15 protein-coding genes are annotated in these 20178 nt (G+C 68.7%); 7 read left to right on the forward strand and 8 right to left on the reverse strand.

Going from position 1 to position 20178, the window contains the following annotated elements:
- Positions 1–6: 6 nt before the first annotated feature.
- From YU1_RS0126060 to YU1_RS0126080, 5 genes are all read right to left on the reverse strand, one after another.
- Positions 7–960, reverse strand: a complete 954-nt coding sequence (locus YU1_RS0126060; RefSeq protein ID WP_029006519.1) for an ABC transporter substrate-binding protein — start codon at positions 958–960, stop codon at positions 7–9.
- Between the two features lie 137 nt (positions 961–1097).
- A complete protein-coding gene (locus YU1_RS0126065) occupies positions 1098–2699 on the reverse strand; it encodes a UbiD family decarboxylase (protein WP_029006520.1) in 1602 nt (533 codons plus the stop codon).
- A 75-nt stretch (positions 2700–2774) separates the two neighbouring features.
- Entirely contained in the window at positions 2775–3203 is a 429-nt protein-coding gene (locus YU1_RS0126070; protein ID WP_029006521.1) for a PaaI family thioesterase, read from the reverse strand.
- A gap of 39 nt (positions 3204–3242) precedes the next feature.
- A complete protein-coding gene (locus tag YU1_RS0126075) occupies positions 3243–4250 on the reverse strand; it encodes a zinc-binding dehydrogenase (protein ID WP_029006522.1) in 1008 nt (335 codons plus the stop codon).
- Positions 4251–4450: 200 nt separating this feature from the next.
- Positions 4451–4945, reverse strand: a complete 495-nt coding sequence (locus YU1_RS0126080; RefSeq protein WP_084540159.1) for a MarR family winged helix-turn-helix transcriptional regulator — start codon at positions 4943–4945, stop codon at positions 4451–4453.
- Between the two features lie 400 nt (positions 4946–5345).
- Between YU1_RS0126080 and YU1_RS0126085 the strand changes: the two genes are divergently transcribed.
- From YU1_RS0126085 to YU1_RS0126100, 4 genes are all read left to right on the forward strand, one after another.
- Complete coding sequence (locus YU1_RS0126085; protein ID WP_245263460.1) at positions 5346–6392, forward strand: PLP-dependent cysteine synthase family protein; 1047 nt, start codon at positions 5346–5348, stop codon at positions 6390–6392.
- Between the two features lie 125 nt (positions 6393–6517).
- Complete coding sequence (locus tag YU1_RS0126090; protein WP_029006525.1) at positions 6518–7534, forward strand: ABC transporter substrate-binding protein; 1017 nt, start codon at positions 6518–6520, stop codon at positions 7532–7534.
- A 468-nt stretch (positions 7535–8002) separates the two neighbouring features.
- Positions 8003–8782: an ABC transporter ATP-binding protein gene (locus YU1_RS0126095; RefSeq protein ID WP_029006526.1), complete on the forward strand. Its 780-nt coding sequence runs from the start codon at positions 8003–8005 to the stop codon at positions 8780–8782.
- Positions 8779–9549: an ABC transporter permease gene (locus YU1_RS0126100; protein WP_029006527.1), complete on the forward strand. Its 771-nt coding sequence runs from the start codon at positions 8779–8781 to the stop codon at positions 9547–9549. Before YU1_RS0126095 ends, YU1_RS0126100 begins: the two co-directional genes overlap by 4 nt.
- A 204-nt stretch (positions 9550–9753) precedes the next feature.
- Here YU1_RS0126100 and YU1_RS0126105 read toward each other — a convergent pair whose 3' ends face one another.
- Genes YU1_RS0126105 through YU1_RS32305 form a run of 3 tightly spaced genes read right to left on the reverse strand, consistent with a single transcriptional unit; the run spans position 9754 to position 16576 of the window.
- Entirely contained in the window at positions 9754–11268 is a 1515-nt protein-coding gene (locus tag YU1_RS0126105) for a glycosyltransferase family 4 protein (protein WP_084540154.1), read from the reverse strand.
- A gap of 29 nt (positions 11269–11297) precedes the next feature.
- Positions 11298–13604 carry a glycosyltransferase gene (locus YU1_RS0126110; protein ID WP_156922505.1) on the reverse strand — a complete coding sequence of 769 codons (2307 nt, stop codon included), beginning with the start codon at positions 13602–13604 and terminating at the stop codon, positions 11298–11300.
- Between the two features lie 38 nt (positions 13605–13642).
- Positions 13643–16576 carry a tetratricopeptide repeat protein gene (locus tag YU1_RS32305; protein WP_029006530.1) on the reverse strand — a complete coding sequence of 978 codons (2934 nt, stop codon included), beginning with the start codon at positions 16574–16576 and terminating at the stop codon, positions 13643–13645.
- A 679-nt stretch (positions 16577–17255) separates the two neighbouring features.
- On the opposite strand from YU1_RS32305, the gene YU1_RS31495 reads away from it, so the two are divergent.
- The 3 genes from YU1_RS31495 to YU1_RS0126130 all read left to right on the forward strand — a co-directional run bounded on the left by YU1_RS31495 (position 17256) and on the right by YU1_RS0126130 (position 20146).
- The gene (locus YU1_RS31495; protein ID WP_035716789.1) at positions 17256–18158 is read left to right on the forward strand and encodes a LysR family transcriptional regulator; all 903 of its coding nucleotides are present in this window, start codon (positions 17256–17258) and stop codon (positions 18156–18158) included.
- Positions 18159–18285: 127 nt separating this feature from the next.
- The gene (locus YU1_RS31500; protein ID WP_051357407.1) at positions 18286–19110 is read left to right on the forward strand and encodes a DUF1932 domain-containing protein; all 825 of its coding nucleotides are present in this window, start codon (positions 18286–18288) and stop codon (positions 19108–19110) included.
- 40 nt (positions 19111–19150) lie between these two features.
- Positions 19151–20146, forward strand: coding sequence for an amidohydrolase family protein (locus YU1_RS0126130; RefSeq protein ID WP_084540156.1), 996 nt, complete (start codon positions 19151–19153; stop codon positions 20144–20146).
- Positions 20147–20178 lie beyond the last annotated feature (32 nt).

Below are 20178 nucleotides of genomic sequence, written 5' to 3' on the forward strand. Positions count from 1 at the left end.
GGTCGCTCACTGGGGCAAATAGGACAGGGCGACGATCTCGTCGTAGGGCACCTTCTTCATGTTGGGGTCGGCCGCCGACATCATCTCCAGCAGGGTCTTGTAGCTCTCGGGATTGAGCTTGCCGTCCGGCGACAGATAGCCCGCCGCCACGTCCGCCGTGACCTTGTCCACCAGGGCCGGGTCGAAGGTCGGGAACATCTCCACCACCGCCGCCCGCAGCACCGCGCGGTCGCTCTGGATCAACTTCAGCGCCTTCGCCACGGCGCTCGCCACCGCTTTCGCCTCCTGCGGATGGGCCTTCAGCCAGCTGTCGGTGACCACGAGGTCCTGCGCCGCATAGGGCATCTTGCGGAAGTCCTCGACGATCTTGTAGACGCCGGCACGCGCCTCGTTGGCCTGGATATCGGGGGTGGAGAACAGGCCCGCCGCCACCGCCCCGCTCTCCACCGCCGCCCGCATGGGGCCGCCGGTGCCGATGGAGATGATCTCGAAATCCGTATCCGGATTGAGGCCGATCTTCCTGATGGCGTAGCGCAGCGTGGTGTCGGTGAGGCTGCCGGCGGAGGTGATGCCGACCTTCTGCCCCTTGAGGTCCTTCAGGCTGGTCGCCTTGGAGCCGGCCGGGGCCATGATGGCGTAGCTGTGCTGGTCGGCGAGCGCGACGAGCACCTTGCCGCCGAGGCCGCGCTCGGTCAGGCGCACCGCATGATCGGCGGCGCAGATGCACACGTCGATGCTGCCGGCGGCGAGCGCCTGGACCGCGGGCGCGCCGCCCTTGAAGTCGATGCGCTCCATCTTGATGCCTTCGGCGGCGAACAGGCCCTTCTGCTGCGCCACGATGAGCGGCAGGGAGCCGGCCGAGGTCTGGGCGGCGCCGAATTTCAGGGTGGTCTCGGCGTGGGCGGACGCTGCGGCGAGAAGGCTGCCCGCCAGCACCAGGGTTCTGAAGACGTGACGCATGTTTACCCTCGCTTGATACGTGGAAACCGGTCCTGTCCCGAGGCGTCGGCTGCGTCGTTGGTGTTCGCCAGCCTTATGATTGGGCCGCCGCGCATGAGGCGCGGCCAGCTTAAGTGGATTGGGCGCGGATCAAAAGCTCACCCGCCGGGCGGCTTCGCCGCGAAGGCGGAGCCGCGCAGGCACATGCGCCCGCGATCGTCCTGCCACAGCCGCTCGGTGGCGTGCAGGTGGCCGAGCGCCCGGGCGATCATGGGGAAGGCGTATTGGGAGAAGGCCTCCGCGAGGTCGGTGTAGAAGCGCGGCGCCTCGCCGATCATCACGGCGATCTCCTCCGCGAGCAGCGCCACCTCGTCGTCGCCAGTCACGGTCCCGGCGGGGTCGGTCTTGCCGGCGACATAGTCGGCGATCTTGGCGGTGTCGGCATAGGCATAGGCGATGCGTTCGTAGCGCTCCTTGGGGATGCCCTCGGAAATGGTGGCGTCGATGCCGATCTTGGCGGTGGTGGGCACCACGCCGGGCGGGGTGGGCGGCAGGCTGGGGTCGAGCGGCTTGCCGCGGGCGCCGGAGACGATCATCACATCCTTGTCGCCCTGCACCCGGGTGGCGATGGCCCATTCCACGTCGGTCGGGTTGAAGACGTCGATGTCGTCGTCCACCACCACCACATGCTTCAGGTCCATCACCGAGAGCGCGGCGAGCAGCGCGTTCTTGCCCTCGCCGGGCTGCTTCTTGATGGAGATGACGGCGTGCCAGAAGGCGCAGCCGCCCAGCGTGACATTGATGTCCTTCACCACCACGCCGGCGGTCTTCAGCGCCTGGCGGATCGCGGTGTAGCGGGTGGGCGCGGCGAGCCAGGTGTTCTCCCACGGCATATGCAGCGCGTAATACACCGCGTCCTTGCGCATGGAGACGGATTTCACCCGCACATGGGGGTTCCAATGCAGCCCGCCCATGAGGCGGGTGAACTCGCCGAAGCGGCCTTCCGGATAGATCCAGCCGTCGGGCACGATCTCCGCTTCCAGCACGATCTCCGCATCGGCGATATAGGGCACGTCGATGGTCTTGCAGGGGGCCAGCTCCACCGGGCCGCCGCGCAGGCCGCCGGCGATGGCCATCTCGTCCACGCCGAGCGGGGCGCGGAAGCCGGAGCCCATGATCTCGTAAGGGTGGGTGCCGATGGAGATGGAGATGGGGCAGGGCCGCCCGGCCTCGTAGGCCCGCTGCGCGAACAGACGCATGTTGTTGGGCGTGACGATGTCGATGCCGGTGAGGTTCTTCTCCTTCACCATGAAGCGGTAGATGCCCGAATTGAGCCCGAACTCGGGGTCGCGCGCGATCACCACGCCGGCGGTGATCATCGGCCCGCCGTCATAGATTGAGCTCATGGGAATGGGCAGCTTGTAGAGGTCCACCTCGTCCCCGCTCATGGTCACCTCGTGGGTGGGCGAGGTGTTGAGCATGACGGGGGGGATCGGCCGGTCGATGGCGGCCTTCAGCTTGGCCTCGATCTCCGGATAGGCGGTGCAGCCCAGCGACATGATGGCCCGCTTCTGCGAGCGGATGATGCCGGAGACCACGGGCACGTCGTAGCCGATGACATTGTGGAAGAAGAGCGCCTTGTCGGACTGGTCCACCAGGGTGGCGATGTGGCGGATGTCCACGCTCTGATGCAGGTCGATCAATTCTCCGGCGGCACGCAGCCGGTCGAGGAAACCACGGAAGGTCTCGGTGTCATGCATGCCGGTCTCCAAGCTGTGTCGTCGCTGTCAGCCCATAGAATGAAAAAGGCCGGCGGGAGTGCCGCCGGCCATGTGTCACTTCGTCGTGGTGGCGTAGGTGCCGCGCCCGCTGGCGAGGAGCTTTCCGCCCTCGTCCTCCACATAGGCTTCCGCCGTGGTGAAGGTGGAGCCGAGGCGGATCACTTTCCCGCGCACCCGGAGCGTCCCCTTCAGGGCCGGGCGGTGATAATCCACCCGCAGGTCCACGGTGGGGAAGGGCCGCCCCAGCTTGGTGGCGATGGCCCAGTCTGCCACCAGATCCACCAGCGTGGCGAGGATGCCGCCGTGGGTGTAGCCGACGTCCGGGTTCACCACGAATTCCTCGCGCCAGGGCAGTTCCACGACGATCTCGCCGTCGCCGGCCTCCACCACCGACAGGCCGAGCCAGCGGTGGTAGGGCGCGCGGCGGATGCGTTCGTCGAGCTCTTCGCGGGTGGGCAGCGCCTTGGTTTCGGTCTCGCTCATGAGGCTATTTCCGAGAAGGAGGAGGACAGGACGGGCGCGTCAGGGGGCGAGGATCACCTTGCCGATGACTTCGCGCTCCTCGATGAGGCGCAGCGCCTCGGCGGATTCCTCCAGCGGCAGCACCTTGTCGATGACCGGCTTCAGGCGGCCCTCGGCGATGTAGCCGAGCAGGGCCTTCAGGTCGTCGCGCGCCCAGGAATTGGAGCCGAAGATCTTCAGCTCGAAGGTCCAGATGAAGCGCAGGTCCTCCACCGGGTCGAAGCCGGCGGTGGCGCCGCAGGTGAGCAGCTTGCCGCCGCGCTTGAGCGCGCGGAGCGACTTCACCCAGGTGTCGCCGCCGGTGAAGTTCACCACCACGTCCACGCCGCCCTCGGTGGTGCGGCGGTGGGGCTTGCCGAAGCGGGCGAAGACTTCCTTGGCGAAATCGGTCTTGGTGTAGTCGATCACCTCGTCGGCGCCGATCTCCTTCAGCTTGGCGAGCTTGGCTTCGCTGGAGCCGCAGGCGATCACATGCGCGCCCGCCAGCTTGGCGAGGAGCACCGCGCCGGTACCGACGCCGCCGGAGGCGCCGAGCACCAGCACCTTGTCGCCGGCCTTGATCTGGCCGTTGGTGAACAGCATGCGGTAGGCGGTGCCATAGGCCACCGGCAGGGCCGCGGCCTGCTCATAGGTGACGCCGGCGGGGATGGGGACGAGCTGGTGCGCGCGCACCTTGGCGAATTCCTGGAGGCCGCCGTCCATGGTTTCGCCCATGAGGCCGCCCTCGACCCGGTTCAGCGGGTCCACCAGCACGCGGTCGCCCACCTGCACGTCGGTGACGCCTTCGCCCAGCTCCACCACTTCGCCGGCAAGATCGAGGCCGGGCACGACGGGCAGGTTGAGGGTGATGCCGGGCATGCCGCGCCGGGTGAAGACGTCGTGATAATTCAGGGAGCTGGCCTTCACCCGGAGAATGACGTCCCCCGGACCGGCGACGGGTCGCGCCCAATCGGTGACGAAGGTCAGGTTTTCCGGGCCACCATGGGCCTTGATGACGGCAGCTTTCATGTTCTTGCCCTCCCCATTGTCAGCATTGCATCTGCACAGAAGGGCGCGCCGGGGCGGCCCGTCCTGCACACGGTTGCATGGCTTGCTATTTATTTCCAGATGAAACGCCGGAAAATCCGCCATCCATGCATGCAAGGCGGATTTTCCGGCGTGGGCCGAGGCGTTGCGGCTGAAGGGCTGTAGCCCGGTGCCGCCGACGGTCAGCGCTGGCGGGCGATGTCGGCCTCCAGCCGCTCGACCATGGCGATCAGGCCGGCCCGCAGCTGCACCTGCGCGTCCTTGTCCAGCGGCTCCAGCGCCACCCGATTGACCTCGAAGGCGTTGATGACCGCGGCCTGGGCCAGGGTGCGGCCGTGCTCGGTGAGGTGGACCGTCGCCTGGCGCCCGTCGTCGGCGCAGGCGCGCCGCTCGATGATGCCGTCACGTTCCATGCGCTTCAGCGTGTTGGCCATGGTGCTCTGCTCGATCTTCACGAACTCGCACAGGTCGCGCTGGGTCGGCCCGTCCGCTTTCAGCAGCTCCAGGACGATGGGGAACTGGCCGGGCAGGATGCCATCGACCCCGTTCCGCGCCTTGAGGGACTGCGCCAGCAGACGCGCCAGCAGGTTGATGAGATAGCCGAGCGTGACCCGCTGCAACGGGTCGCTGCCAAACGCCTGATCACCGAATTGCGCGCTCGACGGCTGTTCTGACATACTCTGCTCCGAATGGTTGTGCGGCTTCGACTCCATACTCCACCCCTCCCCTGTCGATCAGAGTGGACAGGCAGTCGGCCCGAGATGCAAATCACGTCGCCCCCGCGCACGTGCAAACATTATTGCGCGATTTCCCGCTTTTGCGAAATGATATCGCACAATTCTTCTTGGCCGGCGCGCCGGCCGGCGATGATTTCGGCCTGCCGACAGGAGGATGATTGCTCGTGGACGCCGCCGACGGCGGCCAGGACCGGCAGGTCAAACGGCGAAAGGCCGAGCCTTGCAGATGGACAGCGCAGCAGTCTTCCCCCTTCCCGCCCCGGCCGATGTGCCGCATTGCGTTACCGCTGACCCGCGCGGGGCGGCTCGCGCCCGCGACCGCGCTTGGGCCGACGAAGCCTTGAAAATCCTTGATCGGGACACGCGCCGCTCGGCCGATACCCACCTCCTGCGCTTCGAGGGGCATGCCCTGCCCGGCATCGACATCTATCTGAAGGACGAATCCACCCACCCGACCGGCAGCCTCAAGCACCGGCTGGCGCGCTCGCTGTTTCTGTTCGGCATCTGCAACGGCCAGATCCGCGACGGCGTGCCGCTGGTGGAGGCGTCCTCCGGCTCCACCGCCGTGTCCGAGGCCTATTTCGCCCGGCTGCTGGGTCTGCCCTTCTATGCGGTGATGACCCGCACCACCTCGGCCGAGAAGATCGAGGACATCGAGCGCCAGGGCGGGCGCTGCCATTTCGTCGCCGACAGCGGCCAAGTCTATGACGAGGCAGCTGGATTGGCGGCCCGGCTCGGCGGCATCTATGTCGACCAGTTCACCAATGCCGAGCGGGTAACCGACTGGCGGGGCAACAACAATATCGCGGAATCGATCTTCCGGCAGATGCAGGGTGAGCCGCACGGCGTCCCGGCCTGGATCGTCATGGCCGCCGGCACCGGCGGCACCTCGGCCACCATCGGCCGCTATCTGCGCTACAAGCATTACGCCACAAGGCTTTGCGTCGCCGATCCGGAAGGCTCGGTGTTCTACGACGCCTTCATGACCGGCGACCGCACCCTGACCCGCTGCGGCGGATCGCGCATCGAGGGCATCGGCCGGCCGCGCGTCGAGCCCTCCTTCGTGCCCGGCGTCATCGACCGCATGTTCCGCGTTTGCGACACCGCGTCAGTCGCCGCCATGCGGGTGCTCTCAAGACGGCTCGGGCGCAAGGTCGGGCCGTCCACCGGCACGAATTTTCACGCTCTGTGCCACATTGCGTCCGGCCTGATGCGACAGGAGGAGCCCGGCTCCCTCGTCACGCTCATCTGCGATCGCGGCGAGCGGTATCTCGCGACCTACTATGACGACGCCTGGGTCGCCGCCCAGGGCTTCGACATCGCGCCGGCGGAGGCCCGCCTGGAGCGCTTCCTGGACGACGGCGGGGAGCTGGGGGCCGCAGCCTAGCGAAGCGGCGGACCTCGCCCCTTCTGCCCATGCATTGGGCAGCTTCCGTTTCGCCAGCCGCCGGGTCTCTGCCTCTCTGAGTGGCATGTGCCTTGCCTGTCGTCAGCCCACTGGAGGAGGGCGGCATGAGGCACATGGTTCGCGGCCTGATCGGGGCGCTGGGTCTGCTGGCGGTCGCGGCGCTGCCGGCACGGGCGGACACCGACATCAAGTTCGCCCTCGACTGGAAGTTCGAGGGCCCCTCGGCGCCCTATTTCGTCGCCATCGACAAGGGCTACTACAAGGCCGAGGGCCTCAACGTCACGGTGGACACCGGCCCCGGCTCGGTGGCCGGCATCGCCCGGGTGGCGGCGGGCACCTATCCGCTCGGCTTCTTCGACATCAACTCGCTGGTGAAGTTCCGCGACCAGAACCCGGACAAGGCGGTGAAGGCCGTCCTCATGGTCTACGACAAGCCGCCGTTCGCCATCGTCACCCTCACCAAGACCGGCATCGCCAAGCCGAAGGACCTGGAAGGCAGGATCCTCGGCGCGCCCGCCCCGGACGGCGCCTTCGCCCAGTGGAAGGCGTTCGTGAAGGAGAACGCCATCGACGCCGACAAGGTGAAGATCGAGAATGTCGGCTTCCCGGTGCGCGAGCCCATGCTGGCGGACGGCAAGGTGGACGCCATCACCGGCTTCTCCTTCTCCTCTTACTTCAACCTGCTGCAGAAGGGCCTCAAGCCGGACGACATCAAGGTGATGCTGATGGCCGATTACGGCCTCGTGCTCTATGGCAACGCGGTCATCGTCAATCCCGACTTCGCCGCCGCCCATCCCAAGGAGGTGGCCGGCTTCGTGCGCGCCACCATCAAGGGCATCATCGAGACCGCCCGCGACCCCGAGGCGGCCATCAAGGCGGTGATGAAGCGCAACGAGACCGGCGACGAGGCCATCGAGCTGGCCCGCCTCAAGATGGCGCTGAAGGACAACATGATCACCGAATGGGTGACCAAGAACGGCGTCGGCGGCATCGACGTGGACCGGCTGACCAAGTCGATCGAGCAGATCTCCGTGACCTACGACTTCAAGGCCAGGCCCACGGCGGCGGACATCTTCACCAGCGAATTCCTGCCGCCCGCAGCTGAGCGGATGGTCAAGTAAGGGGTCGGAGCCCGCCCTCGCCCGTCCCTCCCCGCCGCGCCTCTTCCTCCCAGTGGGAAGGGGCGCGTTGCGCGGGGAAAGGGCTTTCCGGGCCCGCCCCGTCTCTTCGTCCGGGCGGGGAAACCCTCCCCCCTTGCGGGGGAGGGCAGGGAGGGGGGTGACGCGGCCGGGGCCGTGTGCACGGTTCGCTGGAGGGCGGTGGCGCGCAAGGGTCTGGGGGGCGGACGGCGCCTAAGAGGATCGAACGGGGTTTGATCGAACGGGGCTTGGGGTGGAGAGCGCTTCACCCCCCTCCCCAGCCCTCCCCCGCAAGGGGGGAGGGGGTGCGTTGCGCTGGAGGGCGGTGGCGCGCCGTGGCTCCCTCCCCCGCAAGGGGGCGAGGGCTTTGCGCGATCCGCCAGGCCTCGCCTTCCGGGAGGGGCGGGTGGCGCGGGACAGGCCATCGGGCCGTAAACAGAGGACGACCTTTTGATCTGCCTGGATGACGTCAGCCTGTCCTACAAGGGCAGAAGCGGCGAGGTGACGGCGCTGGCCCACACCTCGCTCACCGTGAAGCAGGGCGAGTTCGCCGCCGTCGTGGGCCCGTCCGGCTGCGGCAAGTCCACCCTGATGAAGCTGGTGACCGGCCTCATCCGCCCCACCGCCGGCGCGGTGTTCGTCGAGGGCAAGCCGGTGAAGGGGCCGGTGAAGATCGCCGGCATGGCGTTCCAGAACGCCAACCTGCTGCCGTGGCGCAGCGTGCTGGACAATGTGCTGCTGCCGCTGGAGATCGTGCCGCCGCATCGCGGCCGCTTCCGCCGCGAGAAGGACTTCTACCGCGCCCGCGCTCTCGACCTGCTGGGCGTGGTGGGCTTGCGGGATTTCGCGGGCCGCTATCCGTGGGAGATGTCGGGCGGCATGCAGCAGCGCGCCTCGCTGTGCCGGGCGCTGATCCACGAGCCGGCCCTGCTGATGCTGGACGAGCCGTTCGCCGCGCTCGACGCCTTCACCCGCGAGGAATTGTGGGTGGTGCTGCGCGACCTGTGGCAGCGCCTCGGCTTCACCGTGGTGCTGGTGACGCACGACCTGCGCGAGGCCGCCTTCCTGGCCGACACCGTGCATGTGATGAGCGCCCGCCCCGGCCGGATCGTCGAGACCCGCGTGGTGGACTTCCTGCGCCCCCGCCCGCTGGAGGTGTGCTACGAGCCCGCCTTCACCGATCTCGTCCATGAATTGCGCGGCAAGATCGCGGAGGTCCGGCAGGCATGAAGATCGCAGCCGAGGACGTCACCCCCGTCGCCTTCACCGTCATCCTGTTCCTGGCCTGGGAGGGCGCCTGCCGCCTGTTCCATATCGACGCCTTCATCCTGCCGGCGCCCAGCGCCGTCTTCGCGGCGGCGGCGCACTACTGGTGGCCGCTGCTGAAAAACTCCTTCGTGACATTGTGGACCACGGTGGTCGGCTTCATTCTCGCCGTGGTGTTCGGCATCACGCTCGGCCTCGTGGTGGGCTGGTCGCGGGCGATCTATCGCGGCCTCTATCCGGTGATGATCGGCTTCAACTCCATCCCCAAGGTGGCGGTGGTGCCGATCCTCATCATGTGGTTCGGCATCGGCGAGATCCCGGCCATCCTCACCGCCTTCCTCATCTCCTTCTTCCCCATCGTGGTGAATGTGGCCACCGGCCTTGCCACCACCGAGCCGGAGCTGGAGGACGTGCTGCGGGCGCTCGGCGCCTCCAAGCTCGACATCATGCGCAAGGTGGGCATCCCGCGCACCGCGCCCTATCTGTTCGGCGCGCTGAAGGTGGCCATCACCCTGGCCTTCGTGGGGGCGGTGGTGTCGGAGACCATCGGCGCCAATGCCGGGGTGGGCCATCTGATGGTGCAGGCGGGCTCCAACTTCCAGATGCCTTTGGTGTTCGCCGGCCTGCTGGCGCTCGCGGTGGAGGGCATCCTCATGTACGCGCTGTTCGCGCTGCTGGAGCGCCGCATGGCCGGCTGGGCCTTCCGCGCCTCCATGAGCGCGGCAGGGTGAGCGGGGCAGGGTGAGCGGGGGCGGCTGAGCGGGCGCGGGCAGGGCGGAGGCTCGGGGCTGGTGGGGCGAGCCGCGCCCGGCCACCGCTGGCCGCACCGTCTCGCGGTGGGGCGCCCGCCCGCCGCTTTCACTCTCTCCCGCGCCGGTGCGTCGTCCCCGGCCTCCCCGCGACGCGGGCGAGGGCGCGTGGCGGCGCCGGGAGCATCAGTGCGCGGCTGCGGCGGCCCGGACCGGAGCGGAGAACAGGTCGCCATAGTCGGCGGCCGCCGATGCCGCGTACCATTCGAGAAAGGCGGCGACGTCGGGGTTGGTCCGCAACTGGAACGCCGAGCGGGCCGCCAGGTCGAAATGCCAGGCGAGGCGCATCGGCGGGCTGAGATGGCTCGCTGGTTCCGGCACCTCCAGATCCCGCGCGTAGGATGCGAAATCGGCCGACCGCAGCAGCGCCGCCACCTCGGCGGCGTCCCTGCGGCCGACCCGGATCAGCCAGTCAAGGAACTGCCGCCGGCCGTCGCTTGTGGCCAGCCGGCCATAAGGGGTGTCCGCGCACATGGCGGTGGCGAACCCGATCAGCGCGTCGGTGTGCGGCAGGCCGAACCAGTCGGCATCGGCGGCGGGGCGCTGGACGTCGGTCGTCCGTGCGATGGCCTCCAGCGCGGCGATGAATTTCGGCTCCAGCCGCGCCATGCGGAATTCGTCGCGGTAGCGCCGCAGGCCCTTCTCGCTCAGTTCCGCCCGCAGCGCGTCGTCGGTGGTGAGCCGGCGCAGTTGCCGGGCCATTTCCTCGGTGCGGTCCGCGAGCACGGCGGCATCGCCGCAGGTTTCCGGCAGCGCGCCCTGGCGCGAGCTGAGCACCGGCAGGCCGAAGGCCATGGCCTCCACCACTGGCACGCAGAATCCCTCGTGCTGGCTCGTCGTCCAGAACAGATCGGCGTGCCGGTACAGCGTCGCCAGCTTGGTGGCGGAGACCGAGTGGTGCCAGGTGACGGCATCGCCCAGCCCGCTGTCGGCGATCAGCCCCTCGACCATGGAGATGTAGCTTTGGAGGCGGGGGTCGCGGCCGCCGACGATGTGAAGCCGGACGCCTGCGACGCCGTCGTCCCGCAGCTTCGCCAGGGCGGGGATCATCAGGTCCAGCGCCTTGTTGGGAACCACCCGGCCGACGGCCACGATGTTGAACCAGCTGTGGTCCAGCGTCGCCCGCATCTCCTGGTCGTCGGCGCAGCCCAGCAGCTCGGAGATGCGGTGCATGGGGGCGACCGTGGACATGGGAACGCCCGGCGGCAGGACTTGCGCGATGTCCCGCGCATTGTAGTCGGAGTCGTTGATCACCCCGGCGAGCGGCAGATCACACACCGCCCGCAGAGTGTCGCGGCCCCGCTTGCAGCTTGCGGCGTATTCCCAGGAATAGGGCGCCATGAATTGCGATGGCGTCAGGTTGTGATACTTCAGGACGATGCGTCCGCGCACGTTGCGCAAGATCCGGACGGCGAATTCCTCGCTGAAGCAATAGTGATAAACGATGATGTCCTCGGGCGAGCTGATGAACAGCGGGGCGTCGTCATATCGCAGGACCGGGATCGGATAGGACGTCTCTCCGTTCGCCGTGAATATCGTGCAGTCATAGCCCTGTTTCCTGAGGGCGATGTACATGCCGAGTACGTCGTTGCCCACCGCGTCATGCGGCGACAAAGCGGGCACCATCAATCCGATTCGCATGGCCGGTCCATCACGTTGGGGGCATCTGTTCAATCGACGAGCGCGACGGCGGCCGCCATGTCTCCCGCGCAGAGCGCGAGGCGCGTCAGCACCTTCGCCTGCCGCGCGGTGGCGGCCGGCCGGTCCGACAGGGCCTCCGTGAGGCCCTGGGTGAAGGAGGCGACGTCCAGCGGGCGGCAGAGCAGCAGGCGGTCCGCGTCCGGGCCCAGCCGCTCGACGATGGCGGGCAGGCGGCTCGCCACCACGGGCGTGCCGTAGCGCAGGGCGTCGATGATCTGCTGCGGCACGTCCCCCTCGAAGGAGGAGGTGAGGCAGAGCGCGGCGGCATGCTCGTAGAGCCAGCGCAGGTCGCCCGCGCCGGCCCCCTCCACGATCTCGATGTGCGGCTTCAGGTGACGGGCGTCGGCCACCTCGCCCACCCCGGGGATCTGGCCGAGATGATCGGTCAGCACGATCATCAGGTCGGCATGGAACACCCGCAGGGCGGCGAAGACTTCGAGCAGGAAGGCGATGTGCCGGACCGGCTCGTTCGCCGTCGGATAGAAGATGAAGGGCCGGCCGCCCATCCTGGCGCTGAACTCGCGCCCGCGCCGCGTGCCCGGCAGGGGGGCGTCGGCGGCGGGGTAGGGCCGCTCGGGGACGGTCAGCTTGCCGGCGATGTCGCCGCCGAAGGCCGGATTGGCGGCGATGCAGCGGCTGGTATAGGCGGACGAGGCGAGCACCGCGCGGGACCCCCGCAGCGCGGCGACGGCGACGGCCTCCCGCTCCAGATCCTCCTCGCGCAGGTGGGCGAAGGCGTGGATACGCTCCTCGGGCGGCTGGTAGGCCTCCATATAGGTGACGCGCGGGCCGCTGAACAGCAACGCCTCGGGGAAGCGGGACGGATGCGGGACGATCATCGTCCCGATGTCGGTGCGGCGGTTGAGCTCGGCGATGAAATCCAGCCGGCCGACGCGCTCGGACAAGGGCGTTCCTCCCGCCCCCGTCCCTTCGAGCGCATGCAGTTCCACCCGGCCCTGGGCGATCGGGCCGGCGAACAGGTCGAGCAGCAGCTCCCGCGTCCGCTCCAGGCAGCTGATGATCAGGCGATGGTCGCTCCGTTCCACCAGGGCGCGGACGAAATTGACCATGAACCGCCCGGTGCCGTCCCCGGCCGCCACGCGAGCGCCGTCGCGGCTGAACAGCGCCGCGTCATGGAGCAGCACGGCGAGCGCGGCGGCGGGCTTGCCCGGCGCCGGGGCGGCGGCCCCGCGGACGATGCGGTCGTGCACCTCGAAGGCCGGCTTGCGTTCCGGCTCGCCCAGCAGCCGCCGGAAGGCGCGGGCGAAGAGCGGCTGCACGACCGCCCGGTCATAGCGTTTGCGTACCGTCTCCTGCGCGGCGAGTACATCGGCGATGAATGCCGGGTCCCCGTCCAGGAGGGCGCGCAGCTTGCGGGTCGCCAGGGTCGGATGGGCGATCAGGCCGGGCGTCTTGCCGTCATAAAAGCGCGCCAGCAGCGAATCCGGCGCGTACAGCACCGGGCCGCCGAGCTCCATCATCTCGATCGGCGTGAGATAGCAGACCTCGTCCGAGTAGTTGTACAAAAACCCCGAGGCGCTGGCGAGGCGGCGCAGGAAGTCCTCCCGCGGCAGCGCGCCGGTGATCGAGGGGTCGCGCGGATGCGACCGCTGGGGACCGGAAATCTCGAACACGTGCTGCGGATATTGCGAGCGGAACGTCTCGTAGGCGGCCTGATAATAGGGGTTCTCGATATTGGGGATATGGGTGGCGATGCGCCGGCGGCGTTCCGATCGCGCCCAGCTGCCGGAGAAGGCGAACACGTCGTCGGGGATCTGGTAGGGCACGATCTCGTGGCAGAGCGCGGTGAACCAGTCATGCTCGCGGTCCAGCGTCTCGGCGGCGAACGGGACGATGGAGAAGCTGTCGCGCGCGATCAGCTTCTCCCACAGGCCAAGCTCCAGGATGCGGTTCGACAGCACGAAATGCTGGCCGTAGATGCGATAGACCACCGGCCCCCGGTAGGCGCCGAGAAAGGCGTTCAGCCAGTCGGCGCTGATGGTCACGATGGCGGCGTCGAAATAGGTGTTGAGAATCTCGGCAATTCTCGGGGAGACGGCATTGTAGAAGAAATTGTAGCCCAGCAGCTCGTCGAAGATCTCCTTCGGCAAGGTGGTCGGCTGGTCGACGTCGATGGTCCGGTCCGCGGACTGGTCGTAGATCGGTGACAGGTAGGCCGGGCTGAAGACCTCGTAGCCGAGCGCGCGCAACTGCCTGAGTTCGGTCGTCCGCAGCACCTTGTGCATGCCGAACCAGAAAATCCGTTTCACTTCCATTGTGGCCGTCACCCGGTTGAAGAAAAACGCGTCACAGTTCAATGCGCACTGGCAATCGCACGTAATATTTCCTGGCTGAAGCTCAGGGCATGACCTTCAGCGGCATGGGCATGGCTCCCGCCTCTGACCTGTCTGACGATATCGCGGATAACGGCGTCCTGTTCGCTCCGCCCCGACAGCGCGGCCAGGGCGTGCGGGTCGCGCGAGCCCAGGCTGACGGCGGATGCGTAATGTCTCGCGGCGTCGTCGGTCCGGCCGACCTTCGACAGCAGATGGCCCGTTTGCAGATGCAGATCCGGCTCCGTCGGAGCCCGTTCCAGAGCGGCCAGATAGGCGTGCTCCGCCTCGCCGAACGCTTCGGCCTCCTTTAACATGTTACCGAGCTGCACCCAATATGGCACGGCACCCGGCTCGGTCCGCAAGCCGGCGGCGTAGCAGTCGGCGGCGGCGCGCCACGCGCCGGCATCGCGCAGGTGGTCGCCGCGGGCGAAGTGGGTCGCCGCCGGCTCGGCGTCGGGCTCCGGGACGGGGGAAGGCTCGGGCTCCGGCGCCTGTGCCGGCGCGGCCGGGACCTGCGGCAGGCCGTCCGGCCAAGTGCGGGGCAAGGCGTGGGGCAAGGTATGGGGATCGCGCGAGCCGAGCGCGTAGGCGCCGGCATAATAGATCCGCGCCCGCGCCGGATCGTTGCGCACATTGTAGAAATGCCCGAGCTGGAGATGCAGGTCCGGCTCGCGCGGATCGAGCGCCAGGGCCCGCGCATAGGCGGTCTCGGCGAGGGCGAAGTCGCCCGCCTCCTTGGCGACGTTGCCGCACTGGATCCACATGCCGAAGGCGGTCGGGGCCAGCTCCAGCCCGGCGCGGTATGTCCGCGCCGCCTCGTCCCAGAGCTCCTGGTCGCGCAGCCGGTCCGCCGCCTCGAAGAGCGGCGAGGCGGCGTCGTCAGGCGGGGCGGCCTGGCGGTTGAGGCGGGCGCGCACCCAGCTCACGCCGCGCGCCACCAGATCCGGCATGGCCGAGGCCGCCGGCCGGGACGCGCCGCCGGCCGGCTGCGCCCGCGTGCCCATGACCGCGATCCGCAGAAAGGCCTCGGGATCGATGACGGAGACCGCCGCGTCCTCGGGGGTCGCATCCGCCGCGCGCCAGCTGCCGTCGAGGATGCGGCGCAGGCCGGTGGCGAAGGTCCACTCGCCGAAATCGTAGAAGGCGCGGATATGGGCGGCGACGCCCATCTGGATGAGGTCGGGGGTGGAGTGGTCCTCCATGTAGCGTTCCCGGCCGAGCAGGTTCGGGAACACGCCCGCGCGGGTGAACACCACGGGCCGCTCGGTCACCAGCGCGACGCTGAACAGCGCCTCCAGCTCGCCGGTCCGCGCCGGGTCGTTATAGGCGATGACCAGGCTGCTCTCGCCGAACCGATGGGGCAGGTTGGGATCGCCCAGGCCGAACGGGGCGTAGGCGATGCTCTGCCCGGCCCGGGGCGTGACCTCGACGCCGCCGGGCGGAGGGGCGCCGTCGGAGGCTTCCACGATCACCTCGATCGCCTCGGTCTCGGCGAAGATCTTCCTCAGGGTCTGCTCAAGCAGCGGCGCGTTCCGGGAGAAGCCGAGCAGGATCATGCTGCGCGGCGTCTTCAGGCCGGTGCTGGTGGTGTGGAACGGAATGACCGGCAGCCGGGGAACGACGACCGTGTTGCTCCAGGCATAGGGATGGTCGGTGACGGATACGCCCCCGGCCTGCGGAATGACGATCTTCGGGCAGGGCAGGTCGCCGAACGCCGCGCCGGCGGCCTCGCGCCGCGTCACGTCATAGTCGACGAGGATGATGCCGGCGGGCACCTCGCCGCCCAGCGCTTCCAGCGCGGCGGCGGCCGCCTCGTAGCTGACGTGCCGGATCTGCCGGGTCCTGCTCCGCCCCAGGGCATTGGCGATCTTCTGCCCGTGGTCCGTCAGGTTGTCGGGCGTCTCTCCGCCGCGCGACACGACGAGGATGGTCGAGCCCTGCCCGTCCTGGTTCCGGCGCAGGGGCGGCACGTCCGGCATCGGGATGAGGCCGGAGGTACCGAGCATCCGGTGGAACAGATCGCGGAATTTGTCCTTCGACCAATCGTTCTGGATGTCGCGGACATGCGCCCCGCTGGTGGCGATCGCCTGCCGCAGGCCCTGGTAGGGGTAGGGCTCGATATAGCGATGGATATGCCGGAAGGTGTCGTTGGTCAGGGTCAGGAGCGGCTGGCCGGAGATGATGCACTGGTCGGTCGTGGCGGAGAGGCCCGGCAGCGCCCGCGTGTACATGAAGCAGTTCAGGTCGTTCTGCGCGCACCATTCCACTAGGCCTTCCGGCGTCAGGAACTCGCTGCTGAACGACACTTCGATGCCGGGCTTGGCGATCTTCTTGCAGACCTCTTCCAGGCGCTTGGCATAGGGCATGGCGTGGATGATGTCGGTCTCGACATATTTGCCGTGCGGGATGTTGATCCGCACCTTCGCCCGGTCGAATTCCCGGTTCACCGCCTCGACCAGCAGCTCGAAGCCCTTGGCCGGCGTGCCGAAGCCGAACGAGCCGATGACCGGCACGTCGTCGCCCACCGGGCGCCCCTTGCGCGGCTCCATCTCCAGCGGGCGGGGGAAGGCGAAAATCGGCCCCATGTCCTGGATCGAGGGATCGAGGGCGATGTAGCCGTCGAACACCCCCGCGGGAACCAGCATCAGGGGGTCGCCGGGCGCCAGTTCGAGCACGACGGAGAACTTGGGCGCGGCAATGCGCCGGATGGCGTCGGCATCGATATCCGACGCCATGGTGATGAAATGCCAGTTGAAAACGTAAAAATCGTAGGCGGTCCCGGGCTCGGCGCCCCCGGCCTCGCCCTTCCACCTCAGGACGCTGGTCTGATTGAACAGATCAACGTCCATCGTATCGATCGAGAAATAATCGAGGTCGTAGAGCGGGGAATCCTTAAGACATTCGAAAACCATCCGCCCGCTTTCGAATATGCTGCAATTCGCTTCGGCGGTATTTACGAAGACGCCACGTACTTTTCCCTGCCCACGAGGCGACGGGACGGAAGGCGTTTCGATCCGAGTATATTCCATCCGCGTCTCTCTCCCGGCCCTGCGACCGCCATCCCCGCAGGGATGATCGATATCATCGTTCGCACACGACAATCAGTACGCTCACTCGGTTCATGGTGTAGCTGTCGGGGCTGATCTTTCAAGTCGCCAGCGCGCCGCGCATTCCCGCATTCCGCGCCGCCGCGCGTCCGGCGGGCGGCGCCGGAGCGCGCCGGTTTCAAACGCCGGGACAGGGGCTCGGGTTCATGTCGCCACGGGGCGCCGCCGGCGCCGCGCCCGGCCGGCGGGATTGCCGCGTGCATGCCGCCCCGCGCCGACCCGCCCGCGCTCGGTCGGCGGGATGCGATCCCTCATCGCTTCGGCGCACGCGGCTCCCTCCCTTGCGGCCATCTGGTATGAAAGTAGGGTGCTTTTCCCAGGCAAGTGCAACAGGAGATCGGCTGGCGGGGGCCCATGCCCCCGGTTGTCCCAAGCCAATCGCCTATCCCCAATCGCCCGAGCCCATGCCCTTTCCCGGCTCAAGATCGGGGCGGCAGCGGCGGACGGCCTTTTCCGGCCGCCCCCGCTGTGCCAGTGAAGGGCGATGCGGATCGATTTCCTGGGCCTTGAGGCGTTCCTCGCCATTGCCGAGCGCGGCTCGTTCCTGCGCGCGGCGGCGCATCTCAACCTGTCGCAGACCGCCCTGTCGCACCGCATGAAGAAGCTGGAGGACGACCTCGGCGTCCGCCTGCTCATCCGCACCACCCGGCAGGTGACGCTGACGCCGGACGGCGAGGCGCTGCTGCCCAAGGCGCGCCAGGCGCTCGCCGGCCTCGCCGCCGAGGTGGACACGCTGCGCGATAAGGCGCGCCAGCACCAGGCGCGCATCGCCGTCGGCTGCCTGCCCACCATCGCCGCCGGCTACCTGCCGCGCGCGCTCAATGATTTCGCCCGCAGCCATCCCGGCGTGGCGGTGAAGGTCTATGACAATTCCGCCTCCGAGATCGCCGGGCTGGTGCGCTCGGGCGCGGCGGAATTCGGCATCGGCATCGTCACCGCCGCGGTCTGGGACCTGGAGATGACGCCGCTGCGCAAGGAGGCCTTCCTGCTGCTCTGCCCGGACGATCACCCGTTCGCCGCCGGCCCCTCGCTGTCCTGGGGCGAACTGGAAGGCACGCCGCTGATCCGCATCAGCCCGCAGGCGGGCAATCGCGCGCTGATCGACGATGCGCTGGGCAGCCGGCGCGAGAGCCTCAACTGGCGCTACGAGGTGCAGCACGTGCAGACCGCCGTGAGCATGGTGCAGGCCGGCATCGGCCTCACCGTGGTGCCGAAGCTCGCGCTCGGGGCGGAGCGCGCGCCCGGCCTCGCCCTGGTGGCGCTGCGCAACCCCTCGGTCACCCGCACGCTGGCGGTCTTCACCAAGCGCGGCGTGCCGCTGTCGCCCGCCGCCGACGCGCTGCTGGCGCTGGTGCGGGCGCGCCTCGGGGCCGGCCGCAAGGCGTGAGGCGCCATGCGGCGGATGCACCAAATTCATCAATAACCGAAAACTTGTCATTTGATTCACGCCGCCTTCCTCCCCAAGGTCGGTCCCAAAGAGCGCGTCATGCGCCGAAATGGGAGAGGACGCGGGCATGGCCCCTCGCTTGGCGATCATCGGTTATGGTGAGGTGGGCACGCTGTTTGCCGCCGACCTCCTGGCCAACGGCGCGGCCGCCGTCGCCGTCTACGACATCAAGTTCGACCATGCGGGCCTTGCCGCGCCGATGCTGGCGCGCGCCCGCGACGCCGGGGCGCGGGCGGCGGCGAGCGCGGCCGACGCGGCGGCCGGCGCCGACATCGTGCTGTCCGCCGTCACCGCCGACGCGGTGCTGGACGTGGCCCGCGCGGCGGCCGGCTACCTGGCGCCGGGGCAGGTGCTGTTCGATCTCAATTCCGCCGCCCCGCACACCAAGGTGGCGGCGGCGCAGGCGGTGCAGGGCGCGGGCGCGGACTATGTGGAAGGCGCGGTGATGGCGCCGGTGGGCGCGCCGCGCCTCGCCGTGCCGATCCTCGCCGGCGGGCCGCAGGCCGAGGCGGTGGCCGCCGCCTTGGTGCCGCTGGGCATGAACATCCGCGCCGTGTCGGCCACCCACGGGCGGGCGTCCGCCATGAAGCTCTGCCGCTCCATCATGGTGAAGGGCATCGAGGCGCTGATCGTGGATTGCGCCCGCGCCGCCCGCGCCTTCGAGGTGGAGGATGAGGTGTTCTCCTCGCTCAGCGCCAGCTTCCCCGGCATGGACTTCGCCACCCTCGCCGACACCATGGCCGAGCGGGTGGCCACCCACGGCGTCCGCCGTGCCGCCGAGATGCGGGAGGCCGCCGACATGGTGGCCGACCTCGGCTTCGTGCCCGACCTCGTGCGCGCGGTGGCCGAGGCCCAGCAGCGCGGCGCCAAGGCGAAGCCGCCGTCCGACTGAACAACCAGGCCAATCTGGGTGGGACAAACGGGAGAAAACCATGAACACGATTTCGCGGCGGGCCTGTCTCGCCGGCCTGACGGCGGCGGCGGCCGGGCTGCCGGGCCTTTCGGCCCTGGCGCAGGCGCAGGAGAAGGCGCAGGAGAAGGCGGCCGCGCCCTCCTCCGCCCCCACCATCCTGCCGCCGGACCCCAACACCAAGACGCCGGACTACAAGGCGCCGGCGGGCGCGGTGGACACCCACACCCACATCTTCGGGCCGAACAGCAAGTATCCCTATGCGCAGACGCGCAGCTACACGCCCCCCGACGCGCCGCTGGAGATGTTCCGCGAGCTGCACGCCAAGATCGGCATCACCCGCGCGGTGATCGTCAACGCCACCGTGCACGGGCGCGACAACCGGGTGATCACCGACGCCATCGCCCAGAGCAACGGCGCCTACAAGGGCATCGCCAATGTGGACGAGACCATCACCGACAAGGAGCTTCTGGCGCTGACCGAGGGCGGCATCAAGGGCTGCCGCTTCACCTTCCTCGGCCGCCTCGGCGGGCGCCCGGACATGGCCAAGTTCAATGCCGTGGTGGACAAGATCAAGGGCTACGGCTGGCACGTGGACCTCTATCTCGAACCCGAGATCATCGCCGAGTTCGTGCCCATCCTGCGCCAGCTGCCGGTGCCCTATGTGATCGACCACATGGGCACGGTGAAGGCGGCGGGCGGGCTGGAGCAGAAGCCGTTCACCGCGCTGGTGGAGCTGATCCGCACCGACGACAAGTCGTGGATCAAGATCACCGGGCCGGAGCGCATGTCGGCCACCGGCGCGCCCTATCTCGACACGGTGCCGTTCGCGCAGGCGCTGATCGCGGCGGCGCCGGAGCGCTGCCTGTGGGGCACCGACTGGCCGCACCCCAATGTGAAGACCATGCCCAATGACGGCGTGCTGGTGGATCTGATCCCGCAGTTTGCGCCCGACCCGAAGCAGCAGCAGAAGCTGCTGGTGGACAATCCGGTCCGCCTGTTCGGCTTCGCGAGCTGAGCCTTTCCCGTTCCCGACCCAACACTCAGGTT

The sequence above is a fragment of the Azorhizobium doebereinerae UFLA1-100 genome, from assembly GCF_000473085.1.
Classification (GTDB): Bacteria; Pseudomonadota; Alphaproteobacteria; order Rhizobiales; family Xanthobacteraceae; genus Azorhizobium; species Azorhizobium doebereinerae.